At 33.7% G+C, this 24,178-nt stretch carries 17 protein-coding genes, 1 tRNA gene and 3 rRNA genes; 12 read left to right on the top strand and 9 right to left on the bottom strand.

What is annotated here, in order from left to right:
- Positions 1-6 precede the first annotated feature (6 nt).
- Positions 7-795: an ATP-binding cassette domain-containing protein gene (locus tag LN42_RS04110; protein ID WP_014296256.1), complete on the top strand. Its 789-nt coding sequence runs from the start codon at positions 7-9 to the stop codon at positions 793-795.
- 55 nt (positions 796-850) lie between these two features.
- Here LN42_RS04110 and LN42_RS04105 read toward each other — a convergent pair whose 3' ends face one another.
- Genes LN42_RS04105 through LN42_RS04095 form a run of 3 tightly spaced genes read right to left on the bottom strand, consistent with a single transcriptional unit; the run spans position 851 to position 2,856 of the window.
- Positions 851-1,093, bottom strand: a complete 243-nt coding sequence (locus LN42_RS04105) for an acyl carrier protein (RefSeq protein ID WP_014296255.1) — start codon at positions 1,091-1,093, stop codon at positions 851-853.
- Positions 1,094-1,112: 19 nt separating this feature from the next.
- Positions 1,113-2,195, bottom strand: a complete 1,083-nt coding sequence (locus tag LN42_RS04100) for a nitronate monooxygenase family protein (RefSeq protein ID WP_083635640.1) — start codon at positions 2,193-2,195, stop codon at positions 1,113-1,115.
- 19 nt (positions 2,196-2,214) lie between these two features.
- Positions 2,215-2,856 carry a TetR/AcrR family transcriptional regulator gene (locus LN42_RS04095; RefSeq protein ID WP_075780403.1) on the bottom strand — a complete coding sequence of 214 codons (642 nt, stop codon included), beginning with the start codon at positions 2,854-2,856 and terminating at the stop codon, positions 2,215-2,217.
- A 147-nt stretch (positions 2,857-3,003) separates the two neighbouring features.
- On the opposite strand from LN42_RS04095, the gene LN42_RS04090 reads away from it, so the two are divergent.
- Together LN42_RS04090 and LN42_RS04085 are read left to right on the top strand one after the other, a co-directional pair.
- Positions 3,004-3,441: a GatB/YqeY domain-containing protein gene (locus LN42_RS04090; protein WP_075780402.1), complete on the top strand. Its 438-nt coding sequence runs from the start codon at positions 3,004-3,006 to the stop codon at positions 3,439-3,441.
- 3 nt (positions 3,442-3,444) lie between these two features.
- Positions 3,445-4,626 carry a PD40 domain-containing protein gene (locus tag LN42_RS04085; protein ID WP_014296251.1) on the top strand — a complete coding sequence of 394 codons (1,182 nt, stop codon included), beginning with the start codon at positions 3,445-3,447 and terminating at the stop codon, positions 4,624-4,626.
- Here LN42_RS04085 and LN42_RS04080 read toward each other — a convergent pair whose 3' ends face one another.
- Positions 4,627-5,082, bottom strand: a complete 456-nt coding sequence (locus tag LN42_RS04080) for a chemotaxis protein CheW (protein ID WP_014296250.1) — start codon at positions 5,080-5,082, stop codon at positions 4,627-4,629.
- A 266-nt stretch (positions 5,083-5,348) separates the two neighbouring features.
- On the opposite strand from LN42_RS04080, the gene LN42_RS04075 reads away from it, so the two are divergent.
- Positions 5,349-7,517 (top strand): methyl-accepting chemotaxis protein, encoded by a 2,169-nt coding sequence (locus LN42_RS04075; protein ID WP_041638481.1) that lies wholly within the window; start codon positions 5,349-5,351, stop codon positions 7,515-7,517.
- A gap of 139 nt (positions 7,518-7,656) precedes the next feature.
- A complete protein-coding gene (locus LN42_RS04070; protein ID WP_075780401.1) occupies positions 7,657-8,469 on the top strand; it encodes a flagellin in 813 nt (270 codons plus the stop codon).
- Between the two features lie 47 nt (positions 8,470-8,516).
- Here LN42_RS04070 and priA read toward each other — a convergent pair whose 3' ends face one another.
- From priA to panD, 4 genes are read right to left on the bottom strand one after another with little or no spacing between them, the layout of a single operon-like run.
- Positions 8,517-10,805: a primosomal protein N' gene (priA, locus tag LN42_RS04065; protein ID WP_075780400.1), complete on the bottom strand. Its 2,289-nt coding sequence runs from the start codon at positions 10,803-10,805 to the stop codon at positions 8,517-8,519.
- Between the two features lie 4 nt (positions 10,806-10,809).
- On the bottom strand, positions 10,810-12,801 hold the full coding sequence (locus LN42_RS04060) for an alpha-amylase family glycosyl hydrolase (RefSeq protein WP_075780399.1): 1,992 nt from the start codon (positions 12,799-12,801) through the stop codon (positions 10,810-10,812).
- Positions 12,798-14,108 carry a nucleotidyltransferase gene (locus LN42_RS04055; RefSeq protein WP_014296245.1) on the bottom strand — a complete coding sequence of 437 codons (1,311 nt, stop codon included), beginning with the start codon at positions 14,106-14,108 and terminating at the stop codon, positions 12,798-12,800. The genes LN42_RS04060 and LN42_RS04055 overlap by 4 nt, the downstream gene beginning before the upstream one ends.
- A gap of 7 nt (positions 14,109-14,115) precedes the next feature.
- Entirely contained in the window at positions 14,116-14,493 is a 378-nt protein-coding gene (panD, locus tag LN42_RS04050) for an aspartate 1-decarboxylase (protein WP_014296244.1), read from the bottom strand.
- A 134-nt stretch (positions 14,494-14,627) separates the two neighbouring features.
- On the opposite strand from panD, the gene LN42_RS04045 reads away from it, so the two are divergent.
- Together LN42_RS04045 and LN42_RS04040 are read left to right on the top strand one after the other, a co-directional pair.
- Complete coding sequence (locus LN42_RS04045; protein ID WP_014296243.1) at positions 14,628-16,394, top strand: ATPase; 1,767 nt, start codon at positions 14,628-14,630, stop codon at positions 16,392-16,394.
- A gap of 38 nt (positions 16,395-16,432) precedes the next feature.
- Entirely contained in the window at positions 16,433-16,969 is a 537-nt protein-coding gene (locus LN42_RS04040) for an NUDIX domain-containing protein (protein WP_014296242.1), read from the top strand.
- 36 nt (positions 16,970-17,005) lie between these two features.
- Here the strand turns inward: LN42_RS04040 and LN42_RS04035 are convergent, their stop codons facing one another.
- The gene (locus tag LN42_RS04035) at positions 17,006-17,827 is read right to left on the bottom strand and encodes a thermonuclease family protein (RefSeq protein WP_075780398.1); all 822 of its coding nucleotides are present in this window, start codon (positions 17,825-17,827) and stop codon (positions 17,006-17,008) included.
- A 114-nt stretch (positions 17,828-17,941) separates the two neighbouring features.
- On the opposite strand from LN42_RS04035, the gene LN42_RS04030 reads away from it, so the two are divergent.
- The 5 genes from LN42_RS04030 to rrf all read left to right on the top strand — a co-directional run bounded on the left by LN42_RS04030 (position 17,942) and on the right by rrf (position 24,160).
- On the top strand, positions 17,942-19,087 hold the full coding sequence (locus LN42_RS04030) for a hypothetical protein (RefSeq protein ID WP_075780397.1): 1,146 nt from the start codon (positions 17,942-17,944) through the stop codon (positions 19,085-19,087).
- Between the two features lie 311 nt (positions 19,088-19,398).
- A 16S ribosomal RNA gene (locus tag LN42_RS04025) occupies positions 19,399-20,939 on the top strand.
- A gap of 48 nt (positions 20,940-20,987) precedes the next feature.
- Positions 20,988-21,063: transfer RNA gene (locus LN42_RS04020), tRNA-Ala, on the top strand.
- A 30-nt stretch (positions 21,064-21,093) separates the two neighbouring features.
- Positions 21,094-24,012, top strand: a 23S ribosomal RNA gene (locus LN42_RS04015).
- A gap of 34 nt (positions 24,013-24,046) precedes the next feature.
- Positions 24,047-24,160 (top strand): 5S ribosomal RNA (gene rrf / locus LN42_RS04010).
- Together the 16S, 23S and 5S rRNA genes with 1 tRNA gene alongside form the textbook arrangement of a ribosomal RNA operon.
- Positions 24,161-24,178 lie beyond the last annotated feature (18 nt).

Below are 24,178 nucleotides of genomic sequence, written 5' to 3'. Positions count from 1 at the left end.
GAAATTATGATAGAGGTTATAAATTTAGAGAAATCATATGGACCAAAACCGGCATTAATAGATGTGAATTTAACAGTAAATTCAGGAGATATATATGTTTTAGTTGGTCCAAACGGTGCTGGAAAAACTACAACATTAAAATGTATATATGGTGATTTAAAACCTGATAATGGAAAGGTTTTAATTGATGGAAAGACATTAAATAAATTTAGAAAAAGAAATATTTCTGTTTTGTTAGAAGACAGAGTGGTGTTTAAGGGGTTATACCCCTATGATTATGCAGAATTGTGGAAAATCCTTTATCCTAAATGGAATGATAAAAGATATAAGGAATTGATGATGGAGTTTAATTTGCCTATTACAAAGCCGCTCAATGCCTATTCTTCTGGGATGAAAACATTATTTTATATAATTCTCATGCTTGCATCAAATACAAAAATAATGATATTGGACGAGCCAACACAGAATATAGACCCTGTAAAAAAAGACAAAATACTTAAATTGCTGAAAGAATTTGTTTCTAATGGCGAGAATATAGTAATAATGTCAACCCATCATATAGAAGAAGTGGAACTTATTTCAAGTAGATTTGCAATTATAAACTCCGGAAAAACTACATTTGAGGGTGATATACAGGAGGCATTAAATGCGCATAAAATAGTTAAGCAAAGCGAAATGACAGAAGAAATGGAAATAATTATGCCACTTGATGATGGTATTCTGGTAAAAACCAATGAAGATATTGGAAGAACTCCTGATTTTAGAGAAGTCGTTCTTGGATATTTAAAAAAATAAGGCCCACTTTTAAAAAGTGGGCTTTTTGTTTGAGGATTCCAGAATGGTTAATTTATTAAACAGCTTTTTTTGATAATATTTCTACAATATCTCCCACTGTTTTTATATTTTCTAATTCTGAATCATCAATTGATATCCCCAATTCTGATTCAAAGTCCATTGTTAAATCAACCAATTCCAATGAATCAAGTTCAAGATCATCTGTTAATACAGCATCTTCTGTGATTTTTTCTCTGTCAATACTTAAACTTTCTGATATAATTTCTGCTACTTTTTCAAATAATTCTTTTCTGTCCATTTTTTATACCTCCTTGAAGTTATTCAAATAATTCTTTAATAATATTTTCAACTTTTTCTATTTTTGTTATTTTTTCAACCGATGCGCCTGTGAATACAAAACCATTTTCAAGATCACCAATTGCTGCATTATATAAAGCTTTTGCTATACAGTAAGGCGTTGTTTTGAAATCACAGGTTTTTATACAATGATATCTGCATTCAAAGGGTTTCTTTTCACCATTTTCAACAGCAACAATAAAATTATTTTTAATAGCTCTTCCAGGCATTCCTACAGGACTTTTTATTATTGTTATATCATCGGATTTTGCATTGATAATGGCCTTTTTGAAATTTTCATGTGCATCGCATTCTTCTGTTGCAATAAATCTTGTAGCCATTTGAACGCCATCTGCTCCAAGATCTAAAATTTTTTTTACATCGTCTTTTGAAAATAAACCTCCACCGGCAATTAATGGAATTTTTTTTCCGTATTTCTTTTCAATAGAAATCAAAAACTCTTTTAATTGTGGAACAATATTTTCAAGCGAATTTTTTTCTGAAAAGATTTCCTCTTTGTTTTTAAAACCGAGATGTCCTCCTGCCTTTGGACCTTCAAGGACTATTGCATCGGGAATATAATTATACTTTGAAACCCATCTTTTTATAATTACCTGTGCAGCTTTTACAGAAGATACTATAGGAACCAATTTTGTTTTTTCTGTTAAATATGAAGGTAAAGATAATGGTAATCCTGCTCCAGAAAATATAATGTCGATTCCTTCATCTATAGCTGTTTTTACCATGTCAGAATAATTAGTTAGTGCCACCATAATATTAACCCCAACTACTCCACCATTAGCTTTTTCTTTAGCACTTCTAATAAATTTCTTTAAAGCAATTTTACTTGCTTCTTTATAATTTTTCATATTTTCAAATAATCCTATTCCTGCTGTACCTATTACACCTATTCCTCCAGCTTTAGCTACTGCTCCTGCAAGATTATCCAGTGAAATTCCTACAGCCATTCCTCCCTGTACAAGCGGATATTTTGTTGTTAATTCTCCTATTTTTAAACCTTTGAAAATATTCTCACCCCTTTTTGATGACCGGTGGTCATTTATTTTTTAAAGAAAAAAGGGATTAATCCCTTGGTTCTAATGTTTTTTTCATAAAATCAATATAAAAATCCAGTATTGATTCTGCTACAAATTCATTCCAGTTTTCATATAATTTTTTTCTTAATTCATATTGTTGGACTATACCTATTGTTTGTAGCCATAGTAATGCAGCTAATTTATCTTTATCTATATCTTTTCTAATAGAGCCATCTTCAAGGCCTTTTAAAATAAGTAGTTTTAATATGTCATATATTTTTTCGCTTTTTTCATAAGTGGATACAACTTTTGGTTCTTCAGGGTCGAGATCTGCTTTTTCAGATTCATATTTTATTACAAAGCTATAATAGTCTGGATATTCTCTATAAAATTGAATGTATGCTCTACCCATGGATAAAATTTTATTTAGTGCATTTTTTTCTTTTTGAATATATGAAATTATTAATTTTTCAAGTATTTCAAGGCCTTCATATACAAGAGAAAAGTATAAGTCCTTTTTATTTGAAAAATACAAATAAATAGTACCTTTTGCCATTTTGGAAGCTTTAGCAATTTCAGACATCGATGTATTTTCAAAACCTTTTTCAAAGAAAAGTTTCTTTGCTTCATTCATTATTATTCTTTTTTTTCTTTGTATTTCTTCTTCGCTTAAATTTCTTCTTGGCATATTTTCACCTGACCATCAGTCATTTTTCTCGAAAATTATATCATGTTTTTTTAAAAGTGTCAAGTTTAGTTAATGGAGATGAGGTTGATAAATTCAATAAATATGATATAATAACTATATAAATAATATTTGTGGAGGTTGGTATTGATGGAATTGAAAAAGTTATTAAATGAAGATTTAAAAAAATATATGAAAGAGAAAAATACAAAAGCATTAAACGCTATAAAAATTTTAAAAACAGAAATAAAAAAGGCAGAGGTTGATAAAGGAGAAGAATTAACAGATGAAGAAATTCTTTCATTAATCAGAAAACAAATAAAAATGAGGCAGGATTCTATTGAACAGTATAAAAATGCTGGTAGAGAAGATTTAGTTGACGATGAAGTATATGAAATAGAGATACTGAAAAAATATTTACCACCAGAAATGTCAGATGAAGAAATTGAAAAGGTTGTTAAAAAGGTTATAGAAGAACTTGGCGAAGGAGCAAAGTTTGGTCAGGTAATGGGAAAGGCTATGGCAGAATTAAAAGGAAAAGCTGATGGTAAAAAGGTTAATCAAATTGTTAAAAAATTATTGGGATAATATATGAAGAAATTTTTATTAATTGTATTTTTTAGTCTGGTAGTTTTAGGATTTTCACAGATTTCATTTAAAAAAGAAATAGCAATTTTAGAGAGCAATTCAGATTCCTGGATTGCTTCTCGTGTTTTTGATTTGTTGAAGGATAAGTTATCGTATACATATAGGGTTTATACAAAGTCTATTGAAAAAGATACAAATAATATGACTTTGGATAATGTGGCATTAAAAATAGGTATTTCAGATGATGCATCTCAAAATATTATAAGAATAGTTGCGAATTTTGAAGATGAAGAAATTGATTTATCTGAAAGAATAAAGGATAACGATAAATGGTTGAATAATTTTGTTGTAAGGGTTTTAGAGAAAATTTCATTTGCACGTTATAAGAAAGATAAACGATGGCATATTTTACAATTAACTTATTGGGACGGAATAGACGAATATCCTAAGATGTCAAAAGATGGAAATAAACTGATTTTTATTTCAGATAGATATATTGGAAATAGAAATATCTGGGGATATGATTTTGAAAAAGAGAAATATTTTAATGTTTCACTTGATTTTTCTTCAGAGTATTTTCCGAATATTACTGAAGATGGAACTTTTATTTTTCAAACTTCTCTTTATGGAAAATGGGATGTTGTTATGTATAATCCGGATACAGAAGAAATTAAAAGAATTTCAAATGAATCTTTTAATGCATATAGTCCATATTACGAAAATGGAAATGTGTATTTTTCAATTGAAGAATTAAATGGTAAAATCTGGACGGAAATATATAAATATTCTATAAAAAGCAATGAGTTAGAAAAAATTACAAACCTGGAAGGTACAACAAAATATATTCCAGGAATATTGAATAATAAACTTATTTTTCAAATGGAAGATCCAAAAAGCGGGCAATTTGGAATATATGAAAAGAGAAAAGAAGGTATTTATCCATTAATTGATACAGATTTAAATGAAGTTGACCCTTTTGGAAATAAAGATAATCTGGTTTTTTCAAGATTGTATAAAGGTTACTATACTATAATTTTATATAACAATAAAACCAAAAAAGAGATTCCAATAACTCTTGGAATCTCTGATGACGCATTTTATCCGTCAATTTATAATGATATAGTTTTATTTTCTCTGTATTATAAAAATGGAGAACCGGATATCTTTGCAGTTAGAATAAAATAATTATTTTATTGCTTTTTCTATTTCGATTTTTTCTTCTTCTGTAAGTATTTTTTCAACATCGATTAAGAAAATCATACTGTCTTTTGTTTTTATAATACCTGTTATATAATTTGCTTTTGTTCCTCCAACTTCTGGTGCTTCTTCAATTTGTTCCTGAGTTATTGTCATAACTTCTTTTACTTCATCGACCATTAAACCATATTTTTTATCTTCAATTTTAACTACCAGAACTTTGGCTTTCAATTTATCTTCAAATTGTGGATAATTAAATTTAACCCTTAAGTTAATTATAGGAATTACTCCATCCCTGAAATTAACAATTCCTTCAATAAAATCTGAGGATTCAGGAATTTTTGTTGTTTTTTGATATTCGATAACTGTGTCGATGTGATTAATATCAATAGCAAATTTTTCATCATCAACACTAAAACTTACAGCTTTTAATTCAACAGACATAATTCTCCCTCCTTATATCCATGTTAGTTTCTATATTCATATTATATCATAATTTTACTGTATTTCATATATACCAATATAATTTTTATATCGTTTTATTTTTGTTGCATTTATATAACTTTTTCATAAATTAGTTTGGTAATCGAATTGTTTGAAAAAATATATTTTCTCTTAAAAAATAGTTATCATTAGGTTAACTTAGAAAGGCGGTTTTTTTTGTATAATGCGTAATGTAGAATAAAAAATTCAGGAAGGGTGTGATGTAATTGAATTTAAAGTATAAATTACTTTTGATTTTTCTTCTGGGAATATTGGTTCCTTTATTTATTCTGGGATACTTTTCCATAAAAAATTCTCAGGATATGATGACACAACAGATAGAAACAAATTTTGTTAATATTTTGGAATCGAGAAATTTTGAAATTTCCATGCTTATTGATAAATATAAAAATGCAATTAAGAGCATCGAAAATTTCCAGTATCTTCCAATTATGATTAAAAGTATGAATTCATATTTTAAAGGGTTTGAAGATATAAAAAATTTAAAAGATGTTTATGCAACATCCAATCCATATAAAATTGAAGAAAGATATAAATTGACTTCTGTTGATGAAGATAATCTTGAAAAATATGGCGATGATGAATTTTCAATTTCTGATTATAATCTTTTGCATAGAAAATATCATCCAAATTTAGTTCAATTTGCTTTTTCACAGTATATCACAGATATTTATTTAATAAACAAAGAAGGAGATATAATTTATTCCTTAAAAAAAGGTGAAGAATTTACAGAGAATCTCGAAAAGAATAACGAACTTTCAAATACTGCTCTTGGAAAGTTATATAAAGAATTAAAAAAGCAAAATGATGAAAAGACTTATATAGATTTTTCCAATATAGAAATTTATAAGTATAAACAAAATAAGCCTATTTTATTTATTGGTAAGCCATTTATTTATAGATATGCAAGGTATGGTTATATTGTTATAGCTGTGAATTTTGAAAAAGTTGTAAAGGATATTTTTGCACAATTAAATAATTCTCAGGACTTAAATATCTATATTGTAAATGCAAACAATATGCTTATAACTTCAATTGATGGATTGAAAACAGGAAGTATTATAGATAATAAATTGCTTCCAGGCCAGGAAAAGAAATTGGTTACATATAAGAATTTTGAGAATAAATCTGTGGTTGGTGTAAAAGGTGAGATTAAACTTAAAAATGAAAAATTGTATTTAATTATTGAAGAAAGCGAATCTGAGGCATTTCATATTGTAAATAAATTAAAGAGTATCTTAATTTCAATTATTTTAGTTACTATAGTATTTGCGGTTATTATTTCAATTGTTGTTTCAAATTCATTGACTAAACCAATAAAGAAAATAGAAACTAATGTTAAAAAGGTTACTACGGGCGATTTAAGAGATGAGTTGCATATTAAGCGTAAGGATGAAATAGGTCTTATAGCTAACTTATTTAATCAGTTAAAAGCTACAATAAAAAATATACTTGAATCATTTAATAAATATGCAAAAACATTAAGAGGCGTAGAGGATAATCTTGATGCTTCAGCAGGTGAGTTAAGCAAGATTTCAGAAGAAACATTTACATCGTTTAATAGAATTAAAGAAAATCTCGAAGTTGTTGCATCATCTGCAGAAGAAACAACTGCAAATATTGAAGAGATTACATCTGGAGCAGATATGGTTTCAAATGCTGCTCAGGATTTAAATAATAAAACACTTGAAATATCAAATAATGCGTTAAACAGTAAAAAAGATATACAGGTTATGATAAATGATATTGTAAGTATTGAAAAATTAATTGAAAAAAGTAATTCTATGATTATAAAGCTATTTGACAAGAGTAAAGAAATTGAAGATATTGTTGGTAAGATTACAGAGATATCAAAGCAAACTAATTTATTAGCATTAAATGCTGCAATAGAAGCTGCAAGAGCAGGAGAAGCCGGAAAAGGTTTTGCTGTTGTTGCTGATGAAATAAGAAAATTGGCAGATGAATCAAACCTTTCGGCAAATAGTATAACAGAAAATTTAAAAGAGTTAGTTGATGATGCAAGTGAAGCACTTGAAGAAAGTTCAAATATAACTAAAACAGTAAATACCATAGTTGAATCTGTAAAGAATATAGGTATGCAAATGGAAAATATTTTGACAGAGATTAATTCTATTTCTGAAATGGTTGAACACACTGCAAATATTTCAAATCAACAGAAAGTTTCTACTTCTGAAATAACAAAAGCAATAGAGGCAATTTCAGTTTCAATACAGAATATAACTGAAGAGGTTGAAGAAGTTTCTGGAATGATGGAAAAACAGAAGGTTAAAATAAAAGATTTTGATGCTTTAATTGATAATCTCGAAGATATGATAGATGAAATGAATTCTTTTGTTCAAAGATTTAAATACTAAAAAGTGCGCATTTATGCGCACTTTTTTATAATACCTAACATAATATATAAAGTTTTAAGTAAAATTTATGTTAATATTGAACTTTTTTTGGTATAATTAGTCTAAGGGTATAGGAAGAAATTAAAGGGAGGGATCCCATATGAGAATTGGTAATAATTATTTAAATCAAACAAATCAATTATCGACACTATCTAATTTGTTATTAAAAAAGTCACAACAATTAGCAAGCGGTAATAGATTGATTAATGCTGGAGTGGATCCAGCAGGTATGGCTATTGCTCAGAAAATGGATAATCAGATTAGATCAGGTTATCAAGCAGCAAGAAATATTTATGATGGTATTGGTGCAATGAATGTTGCAGATCAGGGAATTGGTTCGATTCAGGAAACTGTTGGAAGAATGAGAGAATTGGCTGTGAGAGCAGGAAATGGGACGTTAACTGCTGAAGAAAAGGATGCCATTCAGCAGGAATTTGAGCAGTTAAAAATGCAAATTAGAGATACCGTAAGAAATACACAATTTAATAATAAACAACTGCTAAATGGTGAGTTTAATGTTAATATTACTCTTTATCAGAATGGAAGTAATAATTTAAATGCACAGATTGCAGATTTAAGGCCTGAAGCACTTAATTTAAATGATTTGAAATTGGATACAACAGATGATATCAATACTACAATTAAAACGTTGGATCAGGCTCTGGAACAGTTGAATGGAACCAGAACTCAGGTTGGAACATATACAAGAAGATTAGAAGCAGCTGCAAATAATGTTTTAAGAAATGTAGAAGATACAACAGCTGCTAATAGCAGAATAGCTGATACGGAAATGGCAAGAAGTATGGCAGAATACATGAAAACTCAAAATTTACAACAGATGAGTACAATGTTGTTAGGTCAAACAGGTCAGATGAATGCAGCATCAGTATTAAACATATTGCAATCTCCTTAAATATAATGTAAAGCAAAAAGGGCAGATTTTCTGCCCTTTTTTGTTATTTATAATAAAGTTGTAGGAGGATTTACGTATATATAGCATTTCTTACCATATTCTTTTATTATTTCCATTAATTTTTCTTGATCATTAATATTATCTTTAATAATAACCTGATATCTATATAATCCTCTCAATTTAGGAATTAACGGTTCTGTTGGTTCAAGAATTTCAATTGAGTTGTCAAATAAGTCATTTATTTCTTCATAAAAATCAAAGGCCTCTTTATAAGCTTTATTTTTATCTTCATTTGAAAAGAGAAAGATAATTAATTGAGAAAAAGGTGGATAATTGAATTTTTTTCTATTGCTTAGTTCTAAATCTATGATTTTATCATAATCATGATTTTTGACAGCATCAAAAAAATCTTCTCCAGATTTAAAGGTTTGAATTATAACCTTTCCTTTTTCTCTTCTTCCAGAACGACCGGCAACCTGAATTAATAATGATGCGGTATGTTCAAATGATGTATATTCTGGAAAGCTCAAGTATCTGTCGCTGTCTAAAACTATTACCAATTTTATGTCACTAATATCCAATCCTTTTGTTATCATTTTTGTTCCAACTATAATCATAGGTTCTTCTTTTTTTATTTCGTTAAAAGCGTTTTCTAAGTCTTCGTGAGTTTTTATAATTTCTCTATCAATTCTAACTACTTTTCTTGAAGGGAAAAATCTCAATATTTCATTTACCACGCGTTCTGTTCCATATCCTCGTGATTGAAGAGTTGGAGAACCACATTTTGGACATACTGGTGGTACATTTGTTTCATATCCACAATAATGACATTTAAGCTTTTTGGTATGTTTATGATAGGTTAGTGAAATATCACAATGTTTACATTTAATTATTTCACCACAATTTGTGCAGATCAAATAGTTTGCATATCCCTTGGTGGGAGAAAAGATAAGCACTTTTTTGTTATTGCTTAGCGTTTTACTAATTTCTTTTATAACCTTTTTTGTAAAAATCCAGCTAACCTTTTCTTCTTTTTTTATGTCAATAATTTCTATGTCCGGCATTTGCGTAAATACACGTTCTTGAAGTTTGTGTAGATTTATCTTACCTTCAAAAGCGTTTTTCATTTCACGTATTGTTGGAGTTGCTGAAGATAATATAACCTTTATATCTTCTATTTTTGATCTTAAATATATTACTTCTATGGCGTCATAGGATAATTGATCAAATTGATAAAATGATTGATCATGTTCTTCATCGGCAATAACAAGTCCCAGATTTTTCAGGGGAATCCATACAGCACTTCTTGCTCCAACAAGTATATCAATTTCACCATTTACAGCTTCATACCATGTTTTGATTTTTTCTGCAGGAGAAATACCAGAATGATAAACTCCTATTTTTTTATCAGGGAATCTATTATTTATTCTTGAGATTAATTGTGGGGTTAAAGAAATTTCTGGTAATAATATCATGACTTTTTTTTCGTTTTTAAAGTATGATTCCATAGCTTCAAAGAATATTTCTGTTTTACCACTTCCGGTAACTCCATATAATAACTCTATATTTTTATTTGAATATAGTATTTTTTCAAGTATTTCCTTTTGTTTTTCAGTAAGTGAAACCTTAAAAGGTGTTTCCTTTTTATAATCTGTATAAGAAATAATTCCTTTTTTTATTAATGTTTTTAATGCGGTAGACCCAGGTTTTATTATATTATTTTGATATAATTCTTTTTCTATTACACAACCGTTGTTTTCCTGAAGAAAATTTATTATATTCATTCCAGCCTGAGAAACTTTTTGTTCAAGTAATTGATTTAAGTCTAAGTTTAAGGATATATACCTATCTTTTTTTTCGATTTTTCTTTTATAGTACAATTCAAGAGAAACTATATGATTTTCAAGCAATTGTTTTAATTTTTTGTTTGCTTCCTTTTTTGTTTTGAATTTTTTATAAAATTCGTTTATAAAAATAGGTTTTTCAATAGGAGCTAAAGGCGATTTTGGTATTATTTTAATGCGAGTTCTATCAGAAGAAATTGGCGGAAAAACAATTTTTGCAATCTCGCTTATTGGCATTAAAAATTTTATAGAAGCTTCTTTTATTAATTCAATATGTTTTTGCGAGATTAAAGGTTTTTCATCGAGTAATAATTCTATTTCTTTTACATTATAAGGTTTTTCAGAGGTTTCTGAAAGTATAACGCCTATTTTTTGCTGATTTCTAAAATCAACTAACACCCGTTGGCCGGGTGTTAGTTGATTTGTTGATTTATATGTATATGTGTTATATGTATATGTTCCAAATACGGCTATTTCATAATAGTGATACATATTTTCACTGCCTTATTAAGATTTTTATTTCCAATCCATTTACTTTATTGATTTTGGTAATTTTTTCTTTTGTAAAGTAATCTATATATTCATTATTAAGTTCTAGATTTATTTTTGCAGGTGTTTTTCTCGAATTGGTAATAACGATTACCTCGTTATTATTATAAACTCGTTTATAAATTAAAGTGCCTAATTTTTTCTTTAATATAATATAATCACCGTATCGCAAAGCAGGATTTTCTTTTCTTAATTTTATTAATGATTTATAGTAGTTTAAAATATCTTTGTTCCATTTGCTTTTATCCCATGGGAAAGGCTTTCTACACCAGGGGTCTCCACCACCATCAAGTCCAATTTCATCTCCATAATATATTAAAGGTGCTCCAATAAATGTCATTTGTAAGGCTACAGCTATTTTAAAGCGTTGCACATCGCCGTTTAATTCATGCAAAATTCTTGGTGTATCATGGCTATCAAGAAGATTCCATAATATATGCCATACCTGAGGTGGATATTTTTTTAAATAGTCATTGGTATTTTTTATAAAATTTGATGCGCTTCCACCTTTTGCATATAATATAGCAGCATCTCTAAACAGATAATTCATTACTGTATCAAATGCGGGTTTTTCAAAATAATGTGTGGAATCTTTCCAGTATTCACCGCTTATAAGTGCATTATCATTAATTCCTTTTACTAAAGGCCTAAAAAAATCTTCCCAGAATGAGTCTTTAATTTGTTCTACAGCATCAAGTCTCCAACCGTCAATATCAAATTCCATCCATTTGCCAATTATTCTTGAAAAATAAGCTTTTACTTCTGGATTGTCTATGTTTAATTTTGGTAAATCTGGATATCCCCACCAGCATTCATAACTTTCAGGTGATTTTATTACAGGAAATTTCTTTATATAATACCAATTGAGATATTTTGAATTATCCTGTTTTTTGAAAATATCTTCCATGGCAAAGAATTCATCACCCGAATGATTGAAAACACCGTCAAGAATAATTTTAATATCTTTTTCGTGAAGTTTATTTACAAGTTTTGCAAATAAATTATCATCGCCAAAATGCGGATCAATTTTTAAATAATCTTTTGTATCATATTTATGACTTGAAACTGACTCAAAAATAGGATTGAAATATATTCCTTCGATACCAAGTTCTGTAAGATAATCAATAGAATCTATAACTCCCTGTAAATCCCCGCCATAAAAACCATGTGAACCAAGTGATTCCTGAGTATATGGTCCATTCCAGTTATTTGTATATATCGGGTCATTATCTTTGTTGCCGTTTCTAAACCTTTCAGGAAATATTTGATAGAATATTCTTCCTTTTGCCCATTCTGGCACGTCAAAATATTTAATAGCAGGATTTTCAAAATCAAAGAAAAAATTATTTTCGGGAATTTGGATGGTTGTTTCTCCGTCTTTTATGAGAAAATGGTATTTTAATATATCTGAAGGGGTTTTTATGTGAAATCTATATAATAATGTATCTGAAAAATCTATTATTTCTTTATTTAAAATCTCTCCGTTGCCAACGAATATTACATCTTCAACATCATTTTTTTTAACTTCAACAGCTAAATATATTTCGCCTTTTTTTACAGGATTAATATATTTCCTTTTTAATTCATGTTTTGCCAGATTTATTATTCCATCACCAACTGCCACTATTTTTTCACCCTCTCTTTTTATAATCAATAATGAATAAATTTTTCCATTAAAATATTTTGTATTGATATTCTTATAATCCAGAGTTTCTTTTCCATCTATTATATAAAGATATTTATAAATGCCTTCTGATAAATTAAATGTAGTTTTCCATAAGCCTGTTTGGGTTTTATTTAAAGGAACAGGTGAAAAATTCGTAAAATCACCTGTTATATACACATTTGATGCATCTTGAGTATAATAAAAAGAAATTTTTATAGGAAAGACTATTAATGAAAGTAATAAAACTAAAATTATAAGAATATATTTTTTCACGTATTATCTCCTTTCAAATATAGTGCTCCAAATTTCATATCATTTTCAAAAGTAGAATATTCCTTATTTTTATAGTATAAAGAATAAACGTTAGTAGCCTTAAAATCGTATTTTATCATCTCAAAATATAATTTTTTGTCTATATTCCACATTCTTTTATTATTCGATGTATCTCTTTCGATTTTTTTTATTATAGAAATATAATTTGAAGGTGTTGTAATAATAGGGTATTTTACCTTTTTTTTCATAATTGAAAGTAATTTTCTTCCTTTTTCAGTAAATCCAAGAACTCTTAGATATTGTGGCCCTTTTTTATTTGCTTCTGTAATTAATTTCTCTTCTATTCCAAAATAAATATTTAATATGCTTCTTTTGATTCTTGTATAGGTGAATCTTTTTGCTTTTACATCTTCAAATAATCCTTTAATAGTATAATTATGTTTTGCTGCTTCGATGATTCTTTGCTCTAACCCTTCTTTTATACCATAGTATTTTTTTAATTTGTCCCTATCAAGTGTTCTAAGATGCGAAATAAAAGAGATTTCCATATCTTCAAGAAAAATAGGTGCCCTTCCATTTTTCTCTTCTTCCAATATTTTTTGAAAAGTAATATCTGGAACTGCATCTTTTATAAGATCATATTTTTTTTCATTCCATAATTTTCTTATAGCTGTAGCACTTGAAAACTTTCCTTTGAATTTATCTTCATTGTAATCTGCACCCTGTCTTTTTATTGTATGGGGAATGATTTTTGAATTATATTCTTTTAAAGCTCTTAAATATTCAACACCTAAAATATCATTGGATTTTTCTATTATAAGTATTTTTTCTTCTGATAATAAACTGTTTTTTATACAATAATCAATAAGTGCGTATTTTCTTGCATTTGGAAATGAATATCCTTCTTTTAATTTTATTTTTAAAAGTTTTTGATACTCTTCAGGTTGATTATGTAGTATATCAGCTATAACATTTAAAGTTTCTACATCAGAGGATTCACTTCCAAAAACAATATCTGTTACAACCTCTGTTCTATTAAGAGTTCCAATGGAGCCAAGAGCAAATCCGCCAGCATCCTGAATTGAATATAAAAATGGAAGTTCAAATACAATATCTATTCCCATTTTTAAGGCTATTTCTGCTCTTGAAAATTTATTCAAAATAGCAGGTTCCCCCCGTTGCACAAAATTTCCACTCATTACAGCAACGGTAAAATCGGGATTTATTAATTTTTTTGCCTGTTCCAGATGATAAAAATGCCCATTATGGAATGGGTTATATTCTACAATTATGCCAAGTACTTTCATTTATTTATTAACACTCCGTTTTTGGTTCTTCGTGATCCTTTAAAATTTTTGGATTATTATTATCATCAACAACAACGATTTTTGGTTTTGAATTCTCTCCTTTTTCATATAAACCATAAGCCATTATAATTACTTTATCCCCTAACTCAACCATTCTTGCAGCTGCCCCATTTAAACCAATGATTCTTGAACCTCTTTCTCCTTTAATAACATATGTTTCAAATCGAGCGCCGTTGTTTATATCAACTATTTGAACCAATTCGTTTTCTTCAATATCTGCTAATTCCATTAATTCTTCATCGATTGTTACACTGCCTTCGTAATGAATATTTTTTTCTGTAACTGTAGCTCTGTGAATCTTACCCTTTAAAAGAATTCTAAACATTCACAAGACCTCCTATCAATAATTTCTATTATATATTCTACCACTATTTCTTGTATTTAAAATTAAAATTACTATTGCAGAATAATTAATTGTGGTATAATATAAATAATAATCCAGAAAAAGGGGGAGATTTTATGCCAAGAACAGTTTTAATTGACGGTAGTGTATCATATTCGTCTAATGCTCAGATTGTTCATAGTAAAATTTTGAAAGAACTGCTTATTGAATATCTCGAAGATCTTGAAGAAAGAAACGAAAGTTTATTGACCTTTTTTATGTCTTTTTTGAAAAATGAAGATGCTGTAGATATTGAAGAAAGATATGATTTAGACCAAATTATAAAAATGCTATTTGCTCTTTCCGCTGAAAAAATTGATGAAATTGATTCATCGCCATTTTATAGCTTCCCAAAACTAAGCGATAAAAAGGATCAGATTATAAAATTTGTAGAAAGTATTTATAATCTCTGGAGAAATAAACACAGGTTTATGATTCAAAAAACTGCCTATGTATCAAATGGAATTCAAAAAATATATAAAGAAATGATACTTGTGAAGAATAATACAGATTTCAAAAGCCTTGTTACTAACTTTTATAGACAGATTTTGATAAACGTATCTGATGAAAGGTTAAAAGTTTTAAGACAATTGCCAAGTGGTGCTCAGGTAGCCTTTTCTGTTGATTATCCGCAATTTAAATCTGAAGTATTAAACGGTTCTAAATCATTATATAAAACACCATTTGTCTGGGGAGTTGTCTTTGAACCGCCTGTGATTTTTTATACTAAGTCAAATAAGCGTAAAGGATTATTTAAAGTCTTTGATAAACCAATTTTGAAAAATATAGAATTTGATAATCCTGAGGATTGGTTTGCATTTCCAATTCATGTGGGTAAGAAATATATTCTTGTATATGTATATAAAGAATTTCTTGCTATGGCTGCAGGATTAACAAATCTTTTTGAATTAGCTGGATATGGAATAGTTCAAAGAAGAAAACCCGATGGAATTTATTTTTATGGACTTGAAGATAAATATTTTGAAAAAGATGAATATAGAAATGGCATTATTTTTAAAGAAGAAGATGGAACATATGTTGGAATGGTTGGCCGAGATGATTATATAGATTATTTTGGATATATGAAAAAGATGATACTTACAATTCATAATTTAATAGTAATAGATTCAGGAAATCTTCCTATTCACGGAGCACTTGCAGAAATTGTATTGAGAAACGGTAAAAAAGCAAATGTAATGTTAATGGGAGATAGCGGTGCTGGAAAATCTGAAACGCTTGATGCGTTAAATAGATTATCTAAATATGTTTCAGAGGTTAATATATTAATTGATGATATGGGATCACTGGAAATAGATGATAACGGAAATGTGGTCGCATATGGAACTGAAACAGGGGCTTTTGTAAGATTGGATGATTTACAGCCCGGATATGCATATTCTGCAATTGATAGAAGTATATTTATGAATCCAAATGAAACAAATGCAAGAGTTATAGTGCCATATTCAAATTATAAGGAAATTATTATGCCAACAAAGATAGACTATTTCTTATATGCAAATAATTATACTAAAGTTGAAAATGATGAATACATTTCATTCTTTGAGGATTGCGATTCAGCGTATGAGGTACTTTCAAAAGGTGCAAGAATGGCAAAAGGAACAACAGCAGAAGTAGGATTAACCTATAGTTATTTTGCCAATCCATTTGGAGCAATACAAAGAAAAGAAGTACATGAAAAAATAGCCCAAAAATTCATAGAACAAATGATAAAAACAGGAGTAAAGGTTGGGGAAATAAAAACACAGTTAGGTGTTTCAGGTTTTGAGGATGATGGGCCAGTATATGCAGCAAAGGCTCTTTTGAAACTTATTGAAGAACAATAATGAATTTATCTTGCTATAACTAATAGGAGGGTATTAAAATGGATTTAACTGAAATACCAATAAATGAAGAAAAAGTATTTACAGGAAGATTACTCGATGTTAGAAAATATACGGTAAAACTTCCAAACGGTAAAGAATCAACAAGAGAAATAGTTGTACATCCAGGGGCTGTTGCAATGCTTCCGGTGGAAGATGATTATGTATATCTTGTGGAACAATATAGATTTCCAATAAGCCAAACATTGCTTGAAGTGCCAGCTGGAAAGTTTGATGAACCTGGGGAAGAACCTCTTGAATGCGGAAAAAGAGAACTCGAAGAAGAAATAGGAAAAACAGCAGAAAAATGGATATATCTTGGATATATTCATACAACTCCGGGTTTTTCAAATGAAGTAATACATTTATATCTTGTAAAAGATTTAAAAACGACACAAACAAATCCTGATGAAGATGAATTCCTTGAAATAAAAAAGATAAAGATAAAAGAGTTTGAAAAAATGATACTTGAAAATAAAATTACCGATGCAAAAACTATAGCCTGTTATAGTCGAGCTAAACTTTTAGGAGAAATATAATATAATAATAAAATAACCAGTGCTTAATTGCACTGGTTATTTTATTACGACAAATTCAAATTCGGCGCGTGCAAGGATTTCAAATTTTCCATATTTATCTTTCCAGACTTCTCCATAAACCTTTATTTTTTTATCTTTTAAATCATAAATATTTAAACTATCAAAAAAAGCATTGTATTCATTTCTTCTTATAGTTACATAAAAACTACTATCCTGGGATTCTATTTTTAAGAAACTTCCTGAACTACTTACATTTTTTACATTAAATATTACCCATCTAATTTTTCCAATGTCATCTTTTGATAACTGTGTGTCTAAAACCTCTCTATCTTTTGAATCATAAAAAGAAAAAATACCTTTTCTATTTTCAAAAGCACTTTTGTATGCTTTGATGAAATCTTCTTTATGTTTTGAGGTGTCGTCATAAAAGAGAGGTCTTGCATAGCCATTTTCCATTATTTCCTTATTTAAAAAATGCAAATTCCCTTCTTTATCTTTATAATACACATAAGCTAATAATCTTCCATAATATCCAGATTTATCAGAATCAAATTCAAGAAAAACACGTGATTTATTAAGGTTTTCAGTATTGATTTTATTTCTTGTAAACCAATAAGCCTTTTCACCTAATTCGCCAAGCGGTTTATCGCCACTGTGTGTTTCTGGTGTATCAATACCTATGAATCTAACAGATACTTCATCACCTTCATAAAATACTCTTATAGTATCTCCATCAATAATTCTTGAGACGTAATAACTTTTTTCAAAAGAAATATTTACTAAATTCGAAGAATTGCTGAAAGAAAGTATAAATAACAGTAATGAGAATAATATAAATATTCTTTTTTTAAAATTCAAGATAAATCACTCCCTTTTTATAAAGATATGTGGTAATATTTAGTGTACCATAAAAAGTAAAAAAGCTCAATATTAAAAAAATTAAATGTCAAAATAAATTTGGAGGTGATTCATGTGAAACAAAAAAAATGGATATATATTTTGTTTGTTATTATGTATACAACAATATTTGGAATGTTTGATGGTACTAAATTTTCTGTTTTTTCAAAATATACAATAAATTTTAATAGCACAGATAATTTTATTTCAATATTTCCAATAACATACTTAGATATAGGAATTACAAATAATATTTCTTTAAATTTTAATGATTATCCAACCATAGATTCTACAGCTATTTTTATAAAACTTAGAGATGATGAAGTGGTGAATTTTAAAGTTCCACAACATTATTATTTAAATTATCATAGCAATAATATATCATTACTATTTGGAAGATTTCAATTTAAAGATTATCCTTACGATATGAGAAGATATTATTCTTTTAGAATTGGAGGGTTTAGAGACGATTTAGGAGATAGTAAATATGATTTAGATCCTATGAAAATGGCAATTGGGGGATATATAAAACCGATAGGCGATTTGAAATTTGGAGGAGCATATAGTTTAGAAGATAAATCAATTTATGCATATTTGGGGTTAGATGAAAGATATAAAAAATATATGTTCTATCTTTCTCAGGATAATAAGCACGACAAACTTTCAGTATCATTAGCTGGATACAACTCAATTAGATGGAATAGAAAATTAATAACACAATTATTTTATAGTGCTGGATATGCTGTAAATTCAAGTGTTGAAAAATTTTCAGAAATTGTAAGCAACTTTGATAAAATAATTGAAATTTTACCAATACCAAAAGTTGTTGTAGGGGGTAAGGTAAATTATTATCCATATTATTTAAAGGGAATAGTATATTACAATATGGATGAAAATGGTGATAATCAATATTATTTAGATGTTGATGCAGCAACTAATAATCCTATAGGAAAAACATGGTTATATGAAGTAAGATTTGGATATTATTTACCAAAGCCATGGAAAATGGAAGTCTTTGCGCAGGGAAATTCATTAGATGAAGGAATACTTACAGATTATATAGTAAATTATGGTGTTCAAATTGAAGGGAAAAACATTTTGATAGAGTTTTATAAAAAAGATATAGATAAAATATCTGAAAATAATCAAAAGATATTTATAAAATTTATTTTGGAAAAAGACTTTAAATTGTTGGATAAAGCGATATTCGAATATTTTTAGATAAAATAAAGGAATAAATAAAAAAAGAAAAAATATAATCAAATGGTTAATTGATTAAAGAGGCAATAAAAAAGTATTTTAGAAAATAAGATAAGTTATTATAAACTAAAAAATGGTATTGATTCACTGATGCTTAACGAAATTAACGAAACTGTAAGTTGACAAAAGAGGAAGAAGGTGGTAATATATATACTCGGACGCGGGTGAGAGCGTCTGGAAGAAAAAGAGAGAAGGAAGAGAAGCTCCTTGACAAGTGAACAGAGACACCCAGCGGAAGTAGATTCAAAGAGTTAAGATCGAACTCGAAATCTTGGATGGAGGGTTTGATCCTGGCTCAGGGCGAACGCTGGCGGCGTGCTTAACACATGCAAGTCGAACGAGGAGGCAGCCTTCGGGCTGTAGTACTAGTGGCGAACGGGTGAGTAACGCGTAGGAAGGTGTCCTCCAGACCGGGACAACCACTGGAAACGGTGGCTAATACCGGATGAGCCCGAGAGGGGAAAGCGAGCTAAGGCTTGGCTGGAGGAGCTGCCTGCGACCCATCAGGTAGTTGGTAGGGTAAAGGCCTACCAAGCCGACGACGGGTAGCCGGCGTGAGAGCGTGGCCGGCCACAGGGGCACTGAGACACGGGTCCCACTCCTACGGGAGGCAGCAGTGGGGAATATTGGACAATGGGGGGAACCCTGATCCAGCGACGCCGCGTGGAGGAAGAAGTCCTTCGGGACGTAAACTCCTGAACTTACCGAACAATAAGGATGGTAGGGAATGGCCATCTGATGAGGGTAGGTAAGGAAAAGCCCCGGCTAACTACGTGCCAGCAGCCGCGGTAATACGTAGGGGGCGAGCGTTGCCCGGAATCACTGGGCGTAAAGGGGGTGTAGGCGGTCTAATAAGTCAGATGTAAAAGGCCCTGGCTCAACCAGGGAAATGCGTCTGAAACTGTTAGACTTGAGGTTGCTAGAGGGAGACGGAATTACCTGTGTAGCGGTGAAATGCGTAGATACAGGTAAGAAGGCCGGTGGTGAAGACGGTCTCCTGGGGCAAACCTGACGCTGAGGCCCGAAAGCTAGGGGAGCAAACCGGATTAGATACCCGGGTAGTCCTAGCCGTAAACGATGCCCACTAGGTGTGAGCGGTAGTACCGTTCGTGCTGAAGCTAAGGCGATAAGTGGGCCGCCTGGGGAGTACGTCCGCAAGGATGAAACTCAAAGGAATTGACGGGGACCCGCACAAGCGGTGGAGCGTGTGGTTTAATTCGAAGCTAAGCGAAGGACCTTACCAGGGCTTGACATATAGGTGGTACTCTGCAGAGATGCAGGGGACCCGGTACTTCGGTACCGGGAGCCTATACAGGTGGTGCACGGCCGTCGTCAGCTCGTGCCGTGAGGTGTTGGGTTAAGTCCCGCAACGAGCGCAACCCTTGCCGTTAGTTGCCAGCACTTAGGGTGGGAACGCTAACGGGACAGCCGCCGACGAGGCGGAGGAAGGAGGGGATGACGTCAGGTAATCGTGCCCCTTATGTCCTGGGCGACACACGCGCTACAATGGTAGGGACAGAGGGCAGCGAGGCCGAGAGGTGGAGCGAATCCCAGAAACCCTACCCCAGTTCAGATTGCAGTCTGAAACCCGACTGCATGAAGCCGGAATCGCTAGTAATCGCAGGTCAGCCACACTGCGGTGAATACGTTCCCGGGTCTTGTACACACCGCCCGTCAAGCCACCCGAGTTGGAAACGCCCGAAGATGGTGAGGCTAACCGAAAGGAGGCCAGCTATCGAGGGTGGAGTCAGCGAGGGGGGCTAAGTCGTAACAAGGTAGGTGTACCGGAAGGTGCGCCTGGATCACCTCCTTTCTAAGGAGAAAAAAGGAATGGGTGTCTCTGTTCAGTAGTGAAGGAGTAGGGGTAGTAGCTCAACTGGGAGAGCGTCTGCCTTGCACGCAGAAGGTTAGGGGTTCAAGTCCCCTCTACTCCACCAGCTCATTGACAAGTGCATAGTGAAAGATAAGGTCAAGGTAAAAAGGGCTTACGGCGGATGCCTAGGCGACGGGAGGCGAAGAAGGACGTGGCAAGCTGCGAAAAGCCACGGGGAGCTGCAAGCGAGCGTAGATCCGTGGATGTCCGAATGGGGGAACCCAAAAGATCCCGAAAGGGAGGCGAACCCGGGGAAGGGAAACATCTTAGTACCCGGAGGAAAAGAAATCAAGAGAGATTCCCTGAGTAGTGGCGAGCGAAAGGGGAGGAGCCCAAACCATACTGGTGTAAAAGGGTGCTGCCGTTGCCAGTATGGGGTAGCGGGACATAATCGGAGCCGACAGCACGAGGCTCGGTCACGAAGCATGTATAGCCGAAATACCTGGGAAGGTATGCCGGAGAGGGTGAAAGCCCCGTAGGCGAAATACATGTGAGTGGCTGGATTATGATCCCAAGTAGCGTGGGACACGAGGAATCCTGCGTGAATCAGGGTGGACCACCATCCAAGGCTAAATACTACCCGTCGACCGATAGCGTAGAAGTACCGTGAGGGAAAGGTGAAAAGGACCCCGGGAGGGGAGTGAAAGAGAACCTGAAACCGTAAGCCTACAAGAAGTGGGAGCTCGAGAGAGTGACCGCGTGCCTTTTGATTAATGTGCCCACGAATTGCATGTACTGGCGAGGTTAAGCCGGGAGAGGCGAAGCCGAAGTGAAAGCGAGCCTGAAGAGGGCGGATAGTCAGTATATGCAGACCCGAAGCCAGGTGAGCTATCCATGGGCAGGGTGAAGTTGCGGTGAAACGCAATGGAGGCCCGAACCGGTATGCAGTGAAACGCATTCGGATGACCTGTGGATAGGGGTGAAAAGCCAACCGAACCTGGTGATAGCTGGATCTCCCCGAAACGTGTGTAGGCACGGCCTCGTACAAGACTAACGGGGGTAGAGCACTGATAGGCGTAGGGGGGTAACCTCCGAAACTTGTCAAACTCCGAATACCGTTAGTTGATGTACGGGAGACAGACTGTGGGGGAAAAGCTCCATGGTCGAGAGGGAAACAGCCCAGACCGCCAGCTAAGGTCTCGAAGAGACGGCTAAGTGTGAAAGGTAGTGGACTGCCAGAGACAGCCGGGATGTTGGCTTAGAAGCAGCCATCATTAAAAGAGTGCGTAACAGCTCACCGGTTGAGGCGGACTGCGCCGAAAATGTAAGGAGGCTGAAGCCGTACGCCGAAGCTGCGGAATCTGCGGATTGGTAGGGGAGCATTGTGCAGTAGGGAGAAGGTAATTCGTGAGGATTACTGGACGAAGCACAAGAGCGGATGTGGGCATGAGTAACGAGAGGAGGGTGAGAATCCCTCCCCCCGAAAGCCCAAGGGTACCTGGGGAAGGGTCGTCCGCCCAGGGTAAGCCGGGACCTAAGGTGAATCCGAAAGGAGTAACCGATGGGAAACTGGTAAAGAATCCAGTGCCATGTATATACGAGATAAGAGGGGGGACGCAGAAGGCGAAGCCTCGTGAGCAAGTGGCACGCTCATCCAAGCGCAAAGGACAGAGAAGGTAGTAGGTAAATCCGCTACTGGAGTCTGAAGCGTGAAGGGGAGGACATAAGTCCAACGAGGTGGTAGCCCGGCTGCCAAGAAAAGCCTCGCTTATCGTTGAGTATATACATGCCCGTTCCGAAAACCGACACAGGTGGGTGAGCTGAGAAGGCTAAGGGGAGCAGGCTAACCTCCGCTAAGGAACTCGGCAAAATAGCCCCGTAACTTCGGGAGAAGGGGTGCTCCTTGGTGTGGGCAACTGCACCGGGGAGTCGCAGTGACAAGGCCCAGGCGACTGTTTACCAAAAACACAGGACTCTGCGAACTCGGAAAGAGGAAGTATAGGGTCTGACGCCTGCCCAGTGCCGGAAGGTTAAGGGGAGTTGTGAGAGCAACGAACCGAAGCCCCGGTAAACGGCGGCCGTAACTATAACGGTCCTAAGGTAGCGAAATTCCTTGTCGGGTAAGTTCCGACCTGCATGAATGGCGTAACGATTTGGGCACTGTCTCAGCGGAGGGCCTGGTGAAATTACAGACTGGGTGAAGATGCCCAGTACCCGCAGTTAGACGGAAAGACCCCGTGGAGTTTTACTGTAGCCTGACATTGTAACTTGTCATGTTGTGTACAGGATAGGTGGGAGGCAGAGAAACCTGCTCGCCAGGGTAGGTGGAGCCGCCGGTGGGATACCACCCTCAGCATGATGGGTTACTAACCATTGAGTGTGAAGAGCACTGATGGGACAGTGTTAGGTGGGCAGTTTGACTGGGGCGGTCGCCTCCTAAAGAGTAACGGAGGTGCGCGAAGGTAGGCTCATGTGGGTTGGAAATCCACAGGAGAGTGTAAAGGCAAAAGCCTGCCTGACTGCGAGACTGACAGGTCGAGCAGGGTGGAAACACGGTCTTAGTGACCCGGCGGATCCGAGTGGAAGGGCCGTCGATCAACGGATAAAAGTTACCCCGGGGATAACAGGCTTATCGCGCTCAAGAGTTCATATCGACGGCGCGGATTGGCACCTCGATGTCGACTCATCGCATCCTGGGGCTGAAGTAGGTCCCAAGGGTTGGGCTGTTCGCCCATTAAAGCGGTACGTGAGTTGGGTTCAGAACGTCGTGAGACAGTTCGGTCCCTATCTGCTGCGGGCGTAGGAAACTTGAGGGGGGTCACACCTAGTACGAGAGGACCGGTGTGAGGGTACCACTGGTAAATCAGCTGTTCCGCCAGGAGCAGGAGCTGAGTAGCCACGTACCTGACCGATAACCGCTGAAAGCATCTAAGCGGGAAACGGGCCCCGAGATGAGGTTTCCCACTCCATATGGAGGTAAGGGCAGTTCGAGACTAGGACGTAGATAGGCCGGAGGTGTAAGTACAGTGATGTATTGAGCCGACCGGTACTAATAGCCCGAGGCCTTGACCTTATTGAGTAACTATGCACATGTGAATGAGAGATTGAGGGGTGCAGATACCGGATATGGGAACACGCGGACCCATCCCGAACCCGACCGTTAAGCATATCCGGGCCGATGGTAGTATGGCTTGTCCATGCGAGAGTAGGTAGCGCCCCTCTTTTTATTTTTCCCCCAG

The sequence above is a fragment of the Marinitoga sp. 1137 genome (assembly GCF_001941525.1).
In the GTDB taxonomy this organism is placed as follows: domain Bacteria; phylum Thermotogota; class Thermotogae; order Petrotogales; family Petrotogaceae; genus Marinitoga; species Marinitoga piezophila.
This window is presented reverse-complemented; position numbering and strand designations above follow the sequence as displayed.

What these genes read in the sequence shown, in the direction of transcription:
- LN42_RS04085 (WP_014296251.1), top strand. Translation starts at nt 3,445, where the DNA reads ATGAAGAAATTTTTATTAATTGTATTTTTTAGTCTGGTAGTTTTAGGA.
- panD (WP_014296244.1), bottom strand. Translation starts at nt 14,493, where the DNA reads ATGTTTAGAATTCTTTTAAAGGGTAAGATTCACAGAGCTACAGTTACA.
- LN42_RS04055 (WP_014296245.1), bottom strand. Translation starts at nt 14,108, where the DNA reads ATGAAAGTACTTGGCATAATTGTAGAATATAACCCATTCCATAATGGG.
- LN42_RS04095 (WP_075780403.1), bottom strand. Translation starts at nt 2,856, where the DNA reads ATGCCAAGAAGAAATTTAAGCGAAGAAGAAATACAAAGAAAAAAAAGA.
- LN42_RS04105 (WP_014296255.1), bottom strand. Translation starts at nt 1,093, where the DNA reads ATGGACAGAAAAGAATTATTTGAAAAAGTAGCAGAAATTATATCAGAA.
- LN42_RS04070 (WP_075780401.1), top strand. Translation starts at nt 7,657, where the DNA reads ATGAGAATTGGTAATAATTATTTAAATCAAACAAATCAATTATCGACA.
- LN42_RS04090 (WP_075780402.1), top strand. Translation starts at nt 3,004, where the DNA reads ATGGAATTGAAAAAGTTATTAAATGAAGATTTAAAAAAATATATGAAA.
- LN42_RS04045 (WP_014296243.1), top strand. Translation starts at nt 14,628, where the DNA reads ATGCCAAGAACAGTTTTAATTGACGGTAGTGTATCATATTCGTCTAAT.
- priA (WP_075780400.1), bottom strand. Translation starts at nt 10,805, where the DNA reads ATGTATCACTATTATGAAATAGCCGTATTTGGAACATATACATATAAC.
- LN42_RS04080 (WP_014296250.1), bottom strand. Translation starts at nt 5,082, where the DNA reads ATGTCTGTTGAATTAAAAGCTGTAAGTTTTAGTGTTGATGATGAAAAA.
- LN42_RS04040 (WP_014296242.1), top strand. Translation starts at nt 16,433, where the DNA reads ATGGATTTAACTGAAATACCAATAAATGAAGAAAAAGTATTTACAGGA.
- LN42_RS04110 (WP_014296256.1), top strand. Translation starts at nt 7, where the DNA reads ATGATAGAGGTTATAAATTTAGAGAAATCATATGGACCAAAACCGGCA.